Source organism: Streptomyces marincola (assembly GCF_020410765.1).
GTDB lineage: Bacteria > Actinomycetota > Actinomycetes > Streptomycetales > Streptomycetaceae > Streptomyces > Streptomyces marincola.
Genome location: NZ_CP084541.1, coordinates 396,541 through 409,415, shown reverse-complemented (window position 1 = coordinate 409,415; position 12,875 = coordinate 396,541). Strand labels below are relative to the sequence as shown.

The following is a 12,875-nucleotide window of genomic DNA, read 5'->3' as shown; positions in this document are numbered from 1 at the left end:
CCCCCACCTGGAGCCGCTGATGTCTCCGTTGCCCGCCGCCGTCCGCACCTCGCCCCTGCTGGCGGGGGCGCTCGCGCTCGCCCTGGTCCTCGCCGCCGCGCCCCCGGCGTCCGCGGCACCCCGCCTCGTCATCGACACCGACTTCCCCGACCCCGACGTCCTCGTGGCCGACGGGACGTACTACGCCTACGCGACCAACGCGGCGGGCGGCAACGTCCAGGTCGCCACCGCGACCTCCCCCGACGGCACGTGGGAACGGCAGGCCGACGCGCTGCCCGAGCTGGGCGACTGGGCCAGGCCGGGGCTGACCTGGGCGCCCGACGTCTCGGAACGCCCCGACGGCTCCTACCTGCTGTACTACACGGCCCGGGACACCGCGTCCGACCGGCAGTGCGTCGGCACGGCCGTCTCCGGCACGCCCGCCGGCCCCTTCACACCCGTGGGCGACGGGCCGCTGGTGTGCCCGGCGGACCAGGGCGGGGCCATCGACGCGGCCTCGTTCACCGACACCGACGGCACCCCCTACCTGCTGTACAAGAACGACGGCAACGCCATCGGCGCCGACACCTGGCTGTACCTCCAACGCGTCTCCGCCGACGGACTGACCCTTGAGGGCGAGCCGGTGCCGCTGCTGAAGCAGGACCGGCCCGAGGAACAGGGGCTGATCGAGGCGCCCACCCTGGTCGTCCGGGACGGCCGCTACGTGCTGCTGTACTCCGCCGGCCGCTACGGCGACGGCAGTTACTTCACCGGCTACGCCACCGCCGACGCGCTCACCGGCCCGTACACCAAGTCGGAGACGCCGCTGATGAACACCGGGAACACCGGCATCACCGGCCCGGGCGGCCAGGACGTGGTCGGCGACGGCACGGGGGACCGGCTCGTCTTCCACGGCGTGCTGAGCGAGGACCCCCTCGTGCGCGGCATGTACGTCGCCCCGCTCACCTGGACGGCAGGCGTTCCCTCCCTCGGCTGACGGGCCGCCGCGGCCCCCGTTCCCCGGGCGGCGCGCGGATGCGGCCGGTGCGGTGGTCTGCCACGATGAGGAGAATGAACGGCCAACGCCCCCGCCCCGGCGCCTCCGGCGGCCGGGAGGAGTCACGGCTCGCGGAGTACCGCCGCAGGCGCGACTTCTCCCGGACCGCGGAGCCGGGCGGCTCCGGCGCGCGAACGGACGGCGAGCCGCGGTTCGTCGTCCAGATCCACGACGCGAGCCGGATGCACTTCGACTTCCGGCTTGAGGCGGACGGCGTGCTCAAGTCGTGGGCCGTGCCCAAGGGGCCCTCGACCGATCCGCAGGACAAGCGGCTCGCCATGCCCACCGAGGACCACCCGCTGGACTACCGCGACTTCGAGGGCGTCATCGCGGAAGGCGAGTACGGCGCGGGCTCCGTGATCATCTGGGACGAGGGAACCTACCGGCACGACGTGGACGCCAAGGGCCGCCGCTCCGGTGACGGCTCGGTGGCCGAGGCGCTGCGCCAGGGGCACCTGTCGTTCCGGCTCAACGGGTCCAAGCTGCGCGGCGGCTTCGCGCTCACCCGCTTCAGGCCCGGGGACGCGGCCGGGCGCGGCGAGGCGTGGCTGCTCGTCAAGCGCGCCGACGGCCGGACCTCCGGGGGCCGCCGCCGGCGCCCGGGCACCCCCGACCCGACCCGCGCCCGGTCGGCACGCACCGGGCGCACGGTCGGCCAGGTGGCGGCGGAGGAAGGACGGACCTGAGGGCCGCGCGGCGGTGGTAGGCCGCTGCCGGAGCCGGAGCGCGACCGCTTCGGCTGCTACCCGGCGGCCGGGCCCGGGGCCACGCAGGCCGGGGCGGAGATCCGCAGCCGACCCGTTTCGGTCAGCCGCCCGGTGCCCGTGTCCAGGCGCAACGTGACGACCGCGTCCGCCTGCTGGGCCGCGACGTGGACCCGGTCCCCGACGACGGCGAAGTGGCGCGGCCAGGCCGCGTCGAGCGGGTGCTCGGCGATGGCCGCCGGCGCGGCGCCCGTCAGGTCGAACACCGCGATCGTGTCCGGCCCCCGGTTGGACAGCAGCCCGAGGCGCCCGTCCGCGGCGAGGGAGAACTGGGCGGGCAGGTTGCCGCCCGCGTGCCGCGAGGCCGGGGCGGAGGCGAGCACGGAGAAGAGGCCGGGCGCCTCCTCCGCCACGGTCAGCAGCCCGGCCGCCAGCTCAGCGACGACGTGGGCGCGGGCCGGATCGCCCGTGCGCACCAGCTGCCTGGGGCCGGTGCCCGCGGGCAGCCGGCTGGCCGCGAGCCGTTCGAGCCGGCCCTCGCCGGTCAGCGTGTACGACCAGAGGGTGTCGCTGCCCAGATCGGTCACGGCCACCGTGCCGCCCTCGGGCCCGAGGGTGACCATGTGCGCGTGCGGCCCCTCCTGGCGGTCCTCGACCGGGCCCGTGCCGCTGTGCTCGGCCAGGTCGGTGCGGGCCGTCGGCGCGCCGTGCTCGTCGAGGGCGACCACGGCCGCGCTCCCCGAGCCGTAGTTGGCGACGAGCAGGTGGCGCGCGTCCGGCGCGACGGCGAGGTGGCACGGCTCGGCGCCGCCGGTGGACACGGTGCCGAGCACCGTGTCCACCGAGCCGTCCGGGCGCAGCGCGACCGCGCTGACCGCCCCTTCGGCCCGCTCGTGCACCGTGTAGACGACCGGCAGCCTCGGGTGCCAGGCCAGCCACGAGCAGTCCGGCAGCGCCAGTTCGCTCACCCGGTCGAGGGCGCCGTCGGCGTGCTCACGCAGGACAGTGATGCCGGGGACACCGTCCTTTGCCGTGTAGGAACCGACGCAGAGAAGTCGGACCGTCATCGACGCGCCTCCCGTCCTTGGCCGCCCCGCCGGGTCGCGGGCGCGGGACGCACCACGGTACCGGCCGGGTGCGGGAGCCGCCGTGCCGGCCGGGCCCGGCGGTCAGTCCGAGGTCACGATCGTGCTGCCGCCGAAGAGCGCCGTGTGCTCAAGGACGTCCTCCAGCGGGTCGTCGATCTGTCCCGTGTTCACCAGGGCGAAGCGCGAACCGATGGTGGTCTGGCCGGAGTAGTGCTCGTCCGCCTCGGCGGCTCCCGTCGTGAGCCCTGCCACGCCGAAGGTCGCCAGGACGAGTACCTGCCAACGTGTCCACCTGTGCATGTCCGCGCCTCTCCGAGAATGCCGACTGACGTAATGTCGCTCGGTCTTCTAATCAGGCGGGCAGCAAAAAGGTTACGGTGTCCAACAGCTCGTATGACCGTGCGTCAGGTGAGGTGCCGCGGGCCGGCCGCGCTCAGCCGGGCGGCAGCCGGTACACGCGTTCCGCGGTGCCGCCGAACACCTCGGCGCGCTCGGTGCCGCCGAGCCCCGCGAGGAGCTCCCCGGCCGTCTCCGCGACCCGCGCGTAACTCGCCGCGGGCAGGCACACCGGCCAGTCCGAGCCGAACATCAGCCGGCGCGGCCCGAAGGCGGTCAGCGCGTGGTCCGCGTACGGGCGCAGGTCCGCGACCCGCCAGCGTTCCCAGTCCGCCTCGGTGACCAGGCCCGAGAGCTTGGCGTGCACGTTCGGCCGCTCCGCGAGCGCCGTGATCAGGCCGGCCCACGGCTCGGTCGCGCCGGAGGCGATCGGCGGCTTGGCCAGGTGGTCGAGCACGAACGTCAGCTCCGGGAGCGCCCTGGCGGTCTCGATGGCGGCGGGCAGCTGGCGGGGGAGGACCAGCAGGTCGTAGGCGAGCCCCGCCGCGGCGACGGCGGCCAGTCCCGCCCGCACGTCGGGCCGGCACAGCCAGCGCGGATCGGCCTCACCCTGCACCAGGTGCCGGACGCCGACGAGCAGGTGCCCGCCCGGACCGGCGCGCAGCCGGTCCAGCTGCTCCGCGACGGCGGGGCCCAGGGTCAGGTCCGCCCAGCCGACGACCCCCGCGACGAGGGCATCGCCGGCCGCGAGCGCCAGGAACTCGGCCGTCTCGCCGGTGTCGGGCAGCACCTGGACGAGCACGGTGCGGTCGATGCCCGCCGCGGCGGCGGGGCCGGCCAGGTCCTCCAGGAGCAGGGTGCGGTGGATCGCGGCGGTGCGCGCCGTGTCGAGCCACGGCTGCGGCCTGCGTCCGAGGTCCCACACGTGGTGGTGCGCGTCCACCCGGACCGGCCGGGGGCCGGGCCCGCCGGCCGGGGTCACGCGCCGGCCCCCGGGCCGGCGGCGGGGCGACCGCCGGGCTCGTCGCTGCCGTCGAGCGCGTCGAGTTCGGCCCACAGCGCGTCGGGCACCTCGACGGCGGCGTCCCGGGCGTTGCGCGCGACCTCGTCGGCGGACCGCGCGCCGATGAGTACGCCGGTGACCGCCGGGTGCCGCAGGGGGAAGCCGATGGCCGCGGCCGGCAGCGGCACCCCGTGGGCCGCGCACCGCTCGGCCATCAGCCGGGCCCGGCGCAGCACCTGCTCGGGCGCGGGCGCGTAGTCGAAGTGCGCGCCGGGCGAGGGGTCGGCGAGCACGCCGCTGTTGAAGACCCCGCCCACCAGCACGCCGACCCCGCGGGCGGCGCAGCGCGGCAGCAGGTCGACGGCGGCCTCCCGGTCGAGCAGCGAGTAGCGGCCGGCGACCAGCACGCAGTCGACATCCGTCTCCGCGACGAAGCGGGACAGCATGGCGCACTGGTTCATGCCCGCGCCGATCGCGCGGACGACGCCTTCCTCGCGCAGCCGGGCGAGCGCCGGGTACGCCTCGCGGACGGCCGGTTCCCAGTGGTCGTCCGGGTCGTGGATCAGGACCACGTCGAAGGCGTCGAGGCCGGAGCGCTCCAGGCTCTCCATGAGCGAACGGCGCACGCCCTCCGCGCTGTAGTCGCGCACCCGCACCCGTCGCGCCGCGCCGGCGAAGCCCTCGGCGTCCGCCGCGGCCTCGGCAGCCGTCGCGGCGCGCAGCAGCCGGCCGACCTTGGTCGACACCACGGCCTGCTCCCGCGGCCGGCCGGCGAGGAAGGCCCCGAGCCGTTCCTCCGCGAGACCCGCGCCGTAGTGCGGTGCCGTGTCGAAGAACCGGATGCCCGCCTCCCAGGCCGCGGCGAGGGCGCCGGCCGCCTGCTCGTCCCCGACGGCCGAGAACAGTCCCCCCAGCGGCCCGGTGCCGAGGCCGATCCGGCCGACGCGGACGCCCGAGCGGCCGAGTTCCGCGGTCGCGCCGATCATCGGGTGCGCTCCGGCGCGTACGCCCGGCCGCGTATGGGCCGCCGCGCGCTCCGGTCGTGCGGGCGGCTCGGCTTCGTCATGGGGACTCCTTCGGGATGCGGCGGCGGGGGAGCGGGCGGCGGGTGCGGGGCGCGGCCGGTCAGTCCGCGCCGAGGTGGTCGCGCAGCCAGCGTTCCGTGCCGCTGACGTGCACGAGGGCCGCGGCCTCGGCGAGCGCGGCGTCCCCCGCGGCCAGGGCGGCGTAGATGGTCTCGTGTTCCGCGACGGTCAGCGCGGCGGCGTCCTCGTCCACCAGGCCGCGCCACACCCGCGCGCGCAGCGTTCTGCTGGAGATGCCGTCGAGCAGGGACACCAGGGTCGGGTTCCCGGTCGCGGCGAGCACGGCGCGGTGGAAGGCGGCGTCGTGCTCGGTCAGCGACTCCGCGTCCGCCCGGGCGGCGCGCATCGCCGTCAGGTGCCCGCGCACCTCGGCGAGCTGCGCGGCGTCGATCCTGGTGGCGGCGAGCCCGGTGGCAACGGGCTCGAACAGCCGCCTGACCTCGGTCAGTTGCAGCAGCGTCGGGCCGCGCAGCATCTCCACCGCCGCCCCGACGCCGTCGAGCAGCAGGTGCGGCTCCAGGCTGGTGACGTAGGTGCCGTCGCCCCGGCGGATCTCCAGCACGCGCGCGACGACCAGGGCCTTGACCGCCTCGCGCATCAGGTTGCGGGACAGCCCGAGTTCGGCCGCGAGCTGCTGCTCCGGCGGCAGTTTCGCGCCCGGCGGCAGCTCCCCTGAGCGGATCAGCTCCCTGATGCGGGCGATGGCCTTGTCCGTCAGTGACACGGGGCGGAAGCCTAGCAAGGCCATCCCATGTCTGGAAGGGGAGCGCCGCACGGGTGGACATGGGTGAACGGGGCCCGCTCCGATATATCGCCCGGAGGGTGCTTTCCGGCCGTGTGGGGTGGACGGCTGTCGCCGGGGGAACTATAAATCCATCCCATGTCCATGCGACGTGAACCGACGTGCACCCTTCCGCTCCGGCCCGCGCACCGGCGGCTGTCGTGACCGAGTCGATCACCGCCGTCGACGTGGTCGACGTGCGCTTCCCCACCTCTCGGCAGCTCGACGGCTCCGACGCGATGAACCCGGAACCCGACTACTCGGCCACCTACGTCACCCTGCGCACCTCCGACGGCGCGGCGGGCCACGGGCTCGCGTTCACCATCGGCCGCGGCAACGAGATCACCACGGCCGCGGTGCGCGCCCTGGAGCCGCTGGTGACCGGCCTGGCCGTGGACGACCTGCTGGCCGACCTCGGGGCGTTCTCGCGGCGCCTGACCGGCGACGGGCAACTGCGCTGGCTCGGCCCGAACAAGGGCGTCATCCACATGGCGGCAGGCGCGGTCGTCAACGCGGCCTGGGACCTGTACGCGCGGCGGGCAGGCAAGCCGCTGTGGGACCTGCTCGCAGGTCTCAGCCCGGAACAGCTCGTCGCCCTCGTCGACTTCCGCTACCTGCGGGACGCGCTCACGCCCGAGGAGGCTCTCGACCTGCTGCGCGCGGCGGAACCCGGCCGCGCGGCGCGCCGCGCCCGGCTGCTCGCCGAGGGGTACCCGGCCTACACCACGTCGCCCGGCTGGCTCGGCTACACCGACGACAAGCTCGTGCGCCTGGCCAGGGAGGCCGTCGCCGAGGGGTTCACCCAGATCAAGCTGAAGGTGGGCGCCGACCCGGAGGCGGACTTGCGCCGGCTGCGCCTGGCCCGCGAGGCCCTGGGCCCCGGAGTGCGCATCGCCCTGGACGCCAACCAGGCGTGGGGCGCGGGCGAGGCCGTCGAACGGCTCGCGCCGCTCGCGCCGTGGGAGCCGTACTGGATCGAGGAGCCCACCTCGCCCGACGACATCCTCGGGCACGCCGCGATCCGCCGCGCCGTCGCCCCGGTCAGGGTCGCCACCGGCGAGCACTGCCACAACCAGGTGATGTTCAAGCAACTGCTCCAGGCCGAGGCCATCGACGTGCTCCAACTGGACGCGGCCCGCGTCGCCGGAGTCACGGAGAACATCGCCGTCCTGCTGCTCGCCGCGAAGTTCGGCGTGCCGGTGTGCCCGCACGCCGGCGGCGTCGGGCTGTGCGAGATGGTGCAGCACCTGGCCATGTTCGACTTCGTCGCGGTCAGCGGCGCCATGGAGGACCGCGTCATCGAGTACGTCGACCACCTGCACGAGCACTTCACCGCGCCGGTCACGGTGCGCGGCGGTCGCTACCTGGCGCCGACCGCCCCCGGCAACGGCGCCGAGATGCGCGCCGCGTCGATCGCCGACCACCGTTTCCCCGAGGGACCCGTCTGGAGCGCTGGGCCGTCATGAGCGAAACCGTCATCGAGAGCGCCGAGTTCAGCGGCCTGTCCGCAGTCGTCACCGGCGGTGCCTCCGGCATCGGCCTCGCCACCGCGACCCTGCTCGCGGGCCGCGGCGCCCGGGTCGCCTGCCTGGACCTGAATCCCGAGGTGCCCGCTCCGCTGACCGGCGTCCGCGCCGACGTGGCGGACGACGCGTCCGTCCGGGCGGCGATCGCCCGCGTCGTGGCGGAGTTCGGCGGCATCGACATCCTGGTGAACAACGCGGGCATCGGCGCGCAGGGCACCATCGAGGACAACTCCGACGACGAGTGGCGGCGCGTCCACGAGGTCAACGTCCTCGGCATCGTCCGCACCACGCGCGTCGCGCTGCCCCACCTGCGCCGTTCGTCGCACGCGGCGATCGTCAACACCTGCTCGATCGCGGCCACCGCGGGGCTGCCGGACCGTGCCCTGTACTCGGCGACCAAGGGCGCCGTGCTCGCCCTGACCCGGGCCTGCGCCGCCGACCTCGTCCGCGAGGGCATCCGGGTGAACTGCGTGAACCCGGGAACGGTCGACACCCCGTGGATCGGCCGCCTGCTGGACGCGGCGCCCGACCCGGCCGCGGAACGGGCCGCCCTCCAGGCGAGGCAGCCCACCGGGCGCCTCCTCGCCCCCGAGGAGGTCGCCGCGGCCATCGCCCACCTGGCCGGCCCGTTCTCCGGCGGCACCACGGGCACCGCGCTCGCGGTCGACGGCGGCATGTCGGGCCTGCGGGTCCGTCCCGCGCCGCCCGCCTGACGGAACGACCACCGGGCGGGCGGCGCGGCACCCGGCCTCGCTAGGAAGAGGACTTCATCAGCTCGGCGAGCAGCGGCAGCTGCGCCGGGTCGTCGAGTGCGGAGCCGACCGCGACGGCCCGGCAGCCGGCGGACAGGAAATCGCCCGCGGTGTGCGCGTCAAGACCTCCCGTGGCCACGAACGACACGTCGGGGAAAGGGCCCCGCAGGGCGCGGATCCATCCGGCGCCCAACTGGGCGGCGGGGAACGCCTTCTGCCACATCAGGCCGAGCGCGCGCGCCCGCGACACCTCCGTCGCCGTGGCCACGCCGGGCAGGTGCGGCAGTCCGCGTTCCCGGCAGGCCGCGGCGACCTCGGGCAGCAGCCCGGGCGCCACGGTGAACGCCGCCCCCGCCTCGGCGACCTCGGCGACCTGCTCCACCGAGGTCACCGTGCCGGCGCCGACCACCCGGCCGCGTTCGCGGCCCGCGGCCACGGCGGCGCGCAGCGAGTCCATCGCGGCCCGGTCCTGCACGGTGACCTCGACCAGCTCGATGCCCAGGTCCCAGGCCCGTGCGCAGGTGTCGACGGTGCGCGGCACGTCGTAGCCGCGGAAGATGCCCATCACGGGTCCCGCGGCGAAGGCGCGTGCGAAGAAGTCGGTCATCGGGATGTTCCTCCAGTGGTCGTGCTCTCGGTCGTGGCGGCGGCCCCCGCCGGGGCCCGCCCCTGCGGCTCGGCCCCGGGGTCGCTGCCGGGGTCGCTGTCGGGGGCGCTGTCGGGGGCGCCGCCGGGGCCCGGGGCCCGGCCGCCGAGTTCGCGCGAGACGCGCGCGACGGCCGTGCGCAACTCCGGCAGCACCGCGCGCAGCGCGGGCAGCGGCGCCACCGCCGACAGGGCGGTCACGGAGACGGCGGCGAGTACCCTGCCGGTCGCGTCCCGCACTGGCAGGGCGAGGCAGTTGACGTACGGCTCGCCCTCCTCGTCGTCCTCGGCCCACCCCCGTTCCGCGATCACGGCCAGCTCCGCCCGCAGCGCCGCGGGGTCGGTGCGGGTCGCCGGTGTCAGCCGCGCGAAGTCGGCCCCGGCCAGCAGCCGTTCCCTGACCTGCGGCTCCAGGTGGGCGAGTATCGCCTTGGACACGGCGGCCGTGTGCAGCACGGCGGGGCGGCCGATCCGCGAGCGCAGCCGCGACGGGCCGCTGCCGTCGACCTTGTCCAGATAGACGATCTCGCCGTCCACCAGCGCCGCCAGGTGGACGGTGTGGCCGCACGCCTCCGCGAGCGCCACCAGGTGGGGATGGGCGATCTCGCGGATGTCGAGCTGGTCGAGGACCTGCTGCGCCAGGGCGATCACGCGGAAGCCCGCGGTGTACAGGCCGTCCGGCCGGCGCCTGGCGAAACCGGCGTTCTCCAGGGTGCGCAGCAGCCGCAGGGCCGTCGACTTGTGGACCCCGAGCAGTGCCGCGGTCTCGCCGAGCGAACGCGGCCGTTCCGCGACGAAGCCGACGATGTCCAGGGCGCGCGCGACGGTCTGGGACACCGGCTCAGCCCTCCGCCGCCGGGACGCCGCCCAGGCGCCACCGCTCGGGCGTCACACCGACGCGGCGGCAGATCTCCGCCTCGTCGGGAAGCGTGCCCTGGTCGCTGATGCTTTCGAGCGCGGCGCCGGCCGCCAGGTGGCCGAGCCGCAGCCGCGCGCCGTGGTCGAACCCGCGCAGCAGGCCGGCCAGCCAGCCGGCGGCGAACGCGTCCCCCGCGCCCACCGGTTCCACCACGTCGACGGCCGGGGCCGGCTCGCGCACGACCGCCTCGGCGCCGCCGTCCCGGGTCTCGCCGGGGAAGCACACGGCCTCGTCCGCGCCGCTCTTGACCACCAGGCACACCGGGGCGCCGATCAGCTCGCGCACCCCCGCCGCGTCCGACACCGGCCACAGCCGCGCCGCCTCGTCGAGGCCGACGAAGACCACGTCGGCCGCCCTGGCCAGGCGCAGCAGGGGCTCGGCCGCCTCCCGCGCGTCCCACAGCGCGGGCCTGTGGTTGACGTCGAAACTCATGACGGCGCCGGGCACAGGGCGGTCGAACAGCAGGTGGTCCACGAGGCGGCGGCAGCCCTCGGACAGCACCGGCGTGATCCCGCTGAGGTGGACGACGCGCGGCGCGGCGGCCACCACGTCCGCCGCGGCGGACACGTCCATCGCGGACGCGGCCGACCCGGCCCGGTAGTAGTACACCGAACTGCCCGAGGGCGCGGGGTCCTTGAAGTACACACCGGTGGGCCGGCCCGGATCGCGCGCGACGAGCCCGGTGTCGACGCCCGCCGCGGCGATCTCCGTGACCAGCAGCTCGCCCAGCGGGTCGGCGCCCACGCGGCTCGCCCAGGCCGCGCGGTGACCGAGCGCGGACAGGGCCATCGCGACGTTCGACTCGGCGCCGCCGGGCCGCAGCACCAGCTCGGAGCGGCTGTCGATCCTGCCGCCCGGCAGCGGCGTGACCTGGGCCATCGTCTCCCCGATGCACACCGCGTCCGGGCGTATTGCATATGTCGCAACCATGGTGCGCATGGTAGCGCGTGGCTGTTCCCCGGTGTCCGGCGCCCCCGCGCCCACCGTCCCGCGCGCGGGCGCGCCGCGTCTGCGCCGCTCGCGCCGCCCTGCGCGCGCAAGCGCCAGGGGGCCGGAGGAAGACGCTCTTTTCCCGCGGTTGGCATAAGACGGCTCCCCGCTGGAAGCCATACTGGGGGACGGCGGAGTTTCCAGGACGAGGACGTCGGGGACGACGGGGGCGAGGGACGGGCGATGGCCGAACGGGCGCTGCTCCAGGGCCGCTACCAGCTGCTCGATCTCATCGGGCGCGGCGGGATGGGCGAGGTCTGGCACGCCCGCGACCGGGCGCTCGGCCGGCGGGTGGCCGTCAAATGCCTGAAACCGCTGGGCACCCGGCAGGAGGAGCCGTTCCTGCGGGTGCTGCGGGAGCGCTTCAGGCGCGAGGCCCGCGTCGCCGCCGGCCTCCAGCACCGCGGGGTCACGGTCGTGCACGACTTCGGGGAGTCCGACGGCGTCCTCTACCTCGTCATGGAGTTCCTCGACGGGCGGAACCTGGCCGAGCTGCTGCACGAACGGCGCCCAGCCCCGCTGCCCGTGGCCGACGTCGCCGACATCGCCGAGCAGGTCGCGGGAGCCCTCGCCCACACGCACGCGCAGGGCATCGTGCACCGGGACCTGAAGCCGGCCAACGTCATGCGCCTGCCCGACGGCACGGTCAAGATCTGCGACTTCGGCATCGCCAGGCTGGCGCACGACATCGGGCTCAGCACCAAGCTCACCGGCACGGGCATGGCCGTGGGCACCCCGCACTACATGTCGCCCGAGCAGATCGCGGGGCTCACCGTCGACCACCGCAGCGACCTGTACTCGTTCGGCTGCGTCCTGTACGAAATCGCCACCGGCGCCCCGCCGTTCGACCTCGGCGACCCGTGGGCCATCCTCGTCGGGCACCGCGACACCCCGCCGGAGCCGCCGCGCGAGCGCAGACCGGAGCTGCCCGAGGACCTCCAGGACCTCATCCTCGCGCTGCTCGCGAAGGACCCGGACGACCGCCCCGCCGACACCGCGGCGCTCGCCCGCGACCTGGCCGCCGGCCTGCGCGCCACGACCGCGCTGCGCGTTCCCGGGCCCAGGCACCCCGAGCCGCTGCCGGAGTGGACCCGCGGCATGCGCGCCGGCTCCCGCGCGTCCGGCTCCTGGTCCCTGCGCCTCCCGCCGCCCGACCGCAGCGCCGGGCTCACCGGCCGGTGGACCACCGGGCTCGCGCCCACCGTCGTGGCGCGGTGCACCGAGGCCCGCACGGGACCCGCCCCCGAGTACCTGGCCGTGCTCGCCAGCAGGCACCGCGCCGGGCTCAGCCTGGGCCGCCTCGGCCGCTGGGAGGAGGCGTGCGCGGTGCACCGCGCGGTCGCCGCCGAACGCGCGCGTGCCCTGGGCGAGACCCACCAGGACACCCTGGAGAGCCAGTACGAGACCGCCTACGCCCTGGCGCGGCTCGGCCGCTGGGGGCAGGCGCTCGAAGGACTGCTGCACGTGGCGGCGGCCCGCGCCGCGCTGCTCGGCCCTGAGCACCCCGCGACCCTGGACGCCCGCTACGAGAGCGGCATCTGCCTGGGGCGGCTCGGCCGCCGGGCCGAGGCACTTGAGCTGTACACCGACCTGGTCCGCGCCAGGACCGCGGCCCAGGGCGGCGACCATCCGGAGACGCTGCGCGCGCGCCACGGCCGCGGCATCAGCCTGGGCCGCCTCGGCCGCTGGGACGAGGCGCTTGCCGAGGCCCGCGAGGTGTGGGCCTCGCGCGCCCGGGTGCTCGGCCCCGACCACCCGGACACCCTGGTCAGCCACCGCGAGATCGCCGTCGCCCTGGGGTGGCTCGGCCGCTGGGACGCCGCCCTCGACGCCTACCGCCAGGTCAGGGCCGCCCGCGAGCGCGTCCTCGGCCCCGGCCACCCGGACGCGCTGACCAGTCGCAACGACGAGGCGCACTGCCTCGAACAGCTGGGCAGGCCGGGGGAAGCCGTCGAGCTGTACCGGCAGGTGGCCACCCTCAAGGACGGCGGAGCGGCGGAAGTCTGATTT

Annotated in this window: 13 protein-coding genes; 5 read left to right on the top strand and 8 right to left on the bottom strand. The window is 75.8% G+C overall.

What is annotated here, in order from left to right; translation table 11 throughout:
* Positions 1 to 19 precede the first annotated feature (19 nt).
* Complete coding sequence (locus LC193_RS01570; protein ID WP_226070609.1) at positions 20 to 976, top strand: glycoside hydrolase family 43 protein; 957 nt, start codon at positions 20 to 22, stop codon at positions 974 to 976.
* Positions 977 to 1,050: 74 nt separating this feature from the next.
* Complete coding sequence (locus LC193_RS01565) at positions 1,051 to 1,722, top strand: DNA polymerase ligase N-terminal domain-containing protein (protein WP_226070607.1); 672 nt, start codon at positions 1,051 to 1,053, stop codon at positions 1,720 to 1,722.
* Between the two features lie 56 nt (positions 1,723 to 1,778).
* On the opposite strand, the gene LC193_RS01560 is transcribed toward LC193_RS01565, so the two are convergent.
* From LC193_RS01560 to LC193_RS01540, 5 genes are all read right to left on the bottom strand, one after another.
* Positions 1,779 to 2,807: a lactonase family protein gene (locus tag LC193_RS01560; RefSeq protein WP_226070605.1), complete on the bottom strand. Its 1,029-nt coding sequence runs from the start codon at positions 2,805 to 2,807 to the stop codon at positions 1,779 to 1,781.
* A 102-nt stretch (positions 2,808 to 2,909) separates the two neighbouring features.
* Positions 2,910 to 3,128 carry a hypothetical protein gene (locus tag LC193_RS01555; RefSeq protein ID WP_226070603.1) on the bottom strand — a complete coding sequence of 73 codons (219 nt, stop codon included), beginning with the start codon at positions 3,126 to 3,128 and terminating at the stop codon, positions 2,910 to 2,912.
* A gap of 133 nt (positions 3,129 to 3,261) precedes the next feature.
* Positions 3,262 to 4,146, bottom strand: a complete 885-nt coding sequence (locus LC193_RS01550) for an amidohydrolase family protein (protein ID WP_226070601.1) — start codon at positions 4,144 to 4,146, stop codon at positions 3,262 to 3,264.
* Positions 4,143 to 5,153: an aldo/keto reductase gene (locus LC193_RS01545; RefSeq protein WP_226070599.1), complete on the bottom strand. Its 1,011-nt coding sequence runs from the start codon at positions 5,151 to 5,153 to the stop codon at positions 4,143 to 4,145. The genes LC193_RS01550 and LC193_RS01545 overlap by 4 nt, the downstream gene beginning before the upstream one ends.
* Positions 5,154 to 5,292: 139 nt before the next feature.
* The gene (locus LC193_RS01540) at positions 5,293 to 5,976 is read right to left on the bottom strand and encodes a FadR/GntR family transcriptional regulator (RefSeq protein WP_226070597.1); all 684 of its coding nucleotides are present in this window, start codon (positions 5,974 to 5,976) and stop codon (positions 5,293 to 5,295) included.
* A gap of 218 nt (positions 5,977 to 6,194) precedes the next feature.
* Here LC193_RS01540 and LC193_RS01535 point away from each other — a divergent pair, with 218 nt between their 5' ends.
* Positions 6,195 to 7,499, top strand: a complete 1,305-nt coding sequence (locus LC193_RS01535; protein ID WP_226070595.1) for an enolase C-terminal domain-like protein — start codon at positions 6,195 to 6,197, stop codon at positions 7,497 to 7,499.
* Complete coding sequence (locus tag LC193_RS01530; protein ID WP_226070593.1) at positions 7,496 to 8,272, top strand: SDR family NAD(P)-dependent oxidoreductase; 777 nt, start codon at positions 7,496 to 7,498, stop codon at positions 8,270 to 8,272. The genes LC193_RS01535 and LC193_RS01530 overlap by 4 nt, the downstream gene beginning before the upstream one ends.
* Before the next feature lie 40 nt (positions 8,273 to 8,312).
* Here the strand turns inward: LC193_RS01530 and LC193_RS01525 are convergent, their stop codons facing one another.
* The 3 genes from LC193_RS01525 to LC193_RS01515 are packed head-to-tail and all read right to left on the bottom strand — an operon-like array spanning position 8,313 to position 10,805.
* The gene (locus LC193_RS01525) at positions 8,313 to 8,918 is read right to left on the bottom strand and encodes a bifunctional 4-hydroxy-2-oxoglutarate aldolase/2-dehydro-3-deoxy-phosphogluconate aldolase (protein ID WP_226070591.1); all 606 of its coding nucleotides are present in this window, start codon (positions 8,916 to 8,918) and stop codon (positions 8,313 to 8,315) included.
* Positions 8,915 to 9,793: an IclR family transcriptional regulator gene (locus tag LC193_RS01520; RefSeq protein ID WP_226070589.1), complete on the bottom strand. Its 879-nt coding sequence runs from the start codon at positions 9,791 to 9,793 to the stop codon at positions 8,915 to 8,917. The genes LC193_RS01525 and LC193_RS01520 overlap by 4 nt, the downstream gene beginning before the upstream one ends.
* Positions 9,794 to 9,797: 4 nt before the next feature.
* Positions 9,798 to 10,805, bottom strand: coding sequence for a sugar kinase (locus LC193_RS01515; protein WP_226070586.1), 1,008 nt, complete (start codon positions 10,803 to 10,805; stop codon positions 9,798 to 9,800).
* A gap of 243 nt (positions 10,806 to 11,048) precedes the next feature.
* On the opposite strand from LC193_RS01515, the gene LC193_RS01510 reads away from it, so the two are divergent.
* Entirely contained in the window at positions 11,049 to 12,872 is a 1,824-nt protein-coding gene (locus tag LC193_RS01510) for a serine/threonine-protein kinase (RefSeq protein WP_226070584.1), read from the top strand.
* Positions 12,873 to 12,875 lie beyond the last annotated feature (3 nt).

Excerpts from the sequence above, each read along its gene's own strand:
- LC193_RS01570 (WP_226070609.1), top strand. The coding sequence starts at position 20 with ATGTCTCCGTTGCCCGCCGCCGTCCGCACCTCGCCCCTGCTGGCGGGG.
- LC193_RS01565 (WP_226070607.1), top strand. The coding sequence starts at position 1,051 with ATGAACGGCCAACGCCCCCGCCCCGGCGCCTCCGGCGGCCGGGAGGAG.
- LC193_RS01560 (WP_226070605.1), bottom strand. The coding sequence starts at position 2,807 with ATGACGGTCCGACTTCTCTGCGTCGGTTCCTACACGGCAAAGGACGGT.
- LC193_RS01555 (WP_226070603.1), bottom strand. The coding sequence starts at position 3,128 with ATGCACAGGTGGACACGTTGGCAGGTACTCGTCCTGGCGACCTTCGGC.
- LC193_RS01545 (WP_226070599.1), bottom strand. The coding sequence starts at position 5,153 with ATGATCGGCGCGACCGCGGAACTCGGCCGCTCGGGCGTCCGCGTCGGC.
- LC193_RS01530 (WP_226070593.1), top strand. The coding sequence starts at position 7,496 with ATGAGCGAAACCGTCATCGAGAGCGCCGAGTTCAGCGGCCTGTCCGCA.
- LC193_RS01525 (WP_226070591.1), bottom strand. The coding sequence starts at position 8,918 with ATGACCGACTTCTTCGCACGCGCCTTCGCCGCGGGACCCGTGATGGGC.
- LC193_RS01515 (WP_226070586.1), bottom strand. The coding sequence starts at position 10,805 with ATGGTTGCGACATATGCAATACGCCCGGACGCGGTGTGCATCGGGGAG.
- LC193_RS01510 (WP_226070584.1), top strand. The coding sequence starts at position 11,049 with ATGGCCGAACGGGCGCTGCTCCAGGGCCGCTACCAGCTGCTCGATCTC.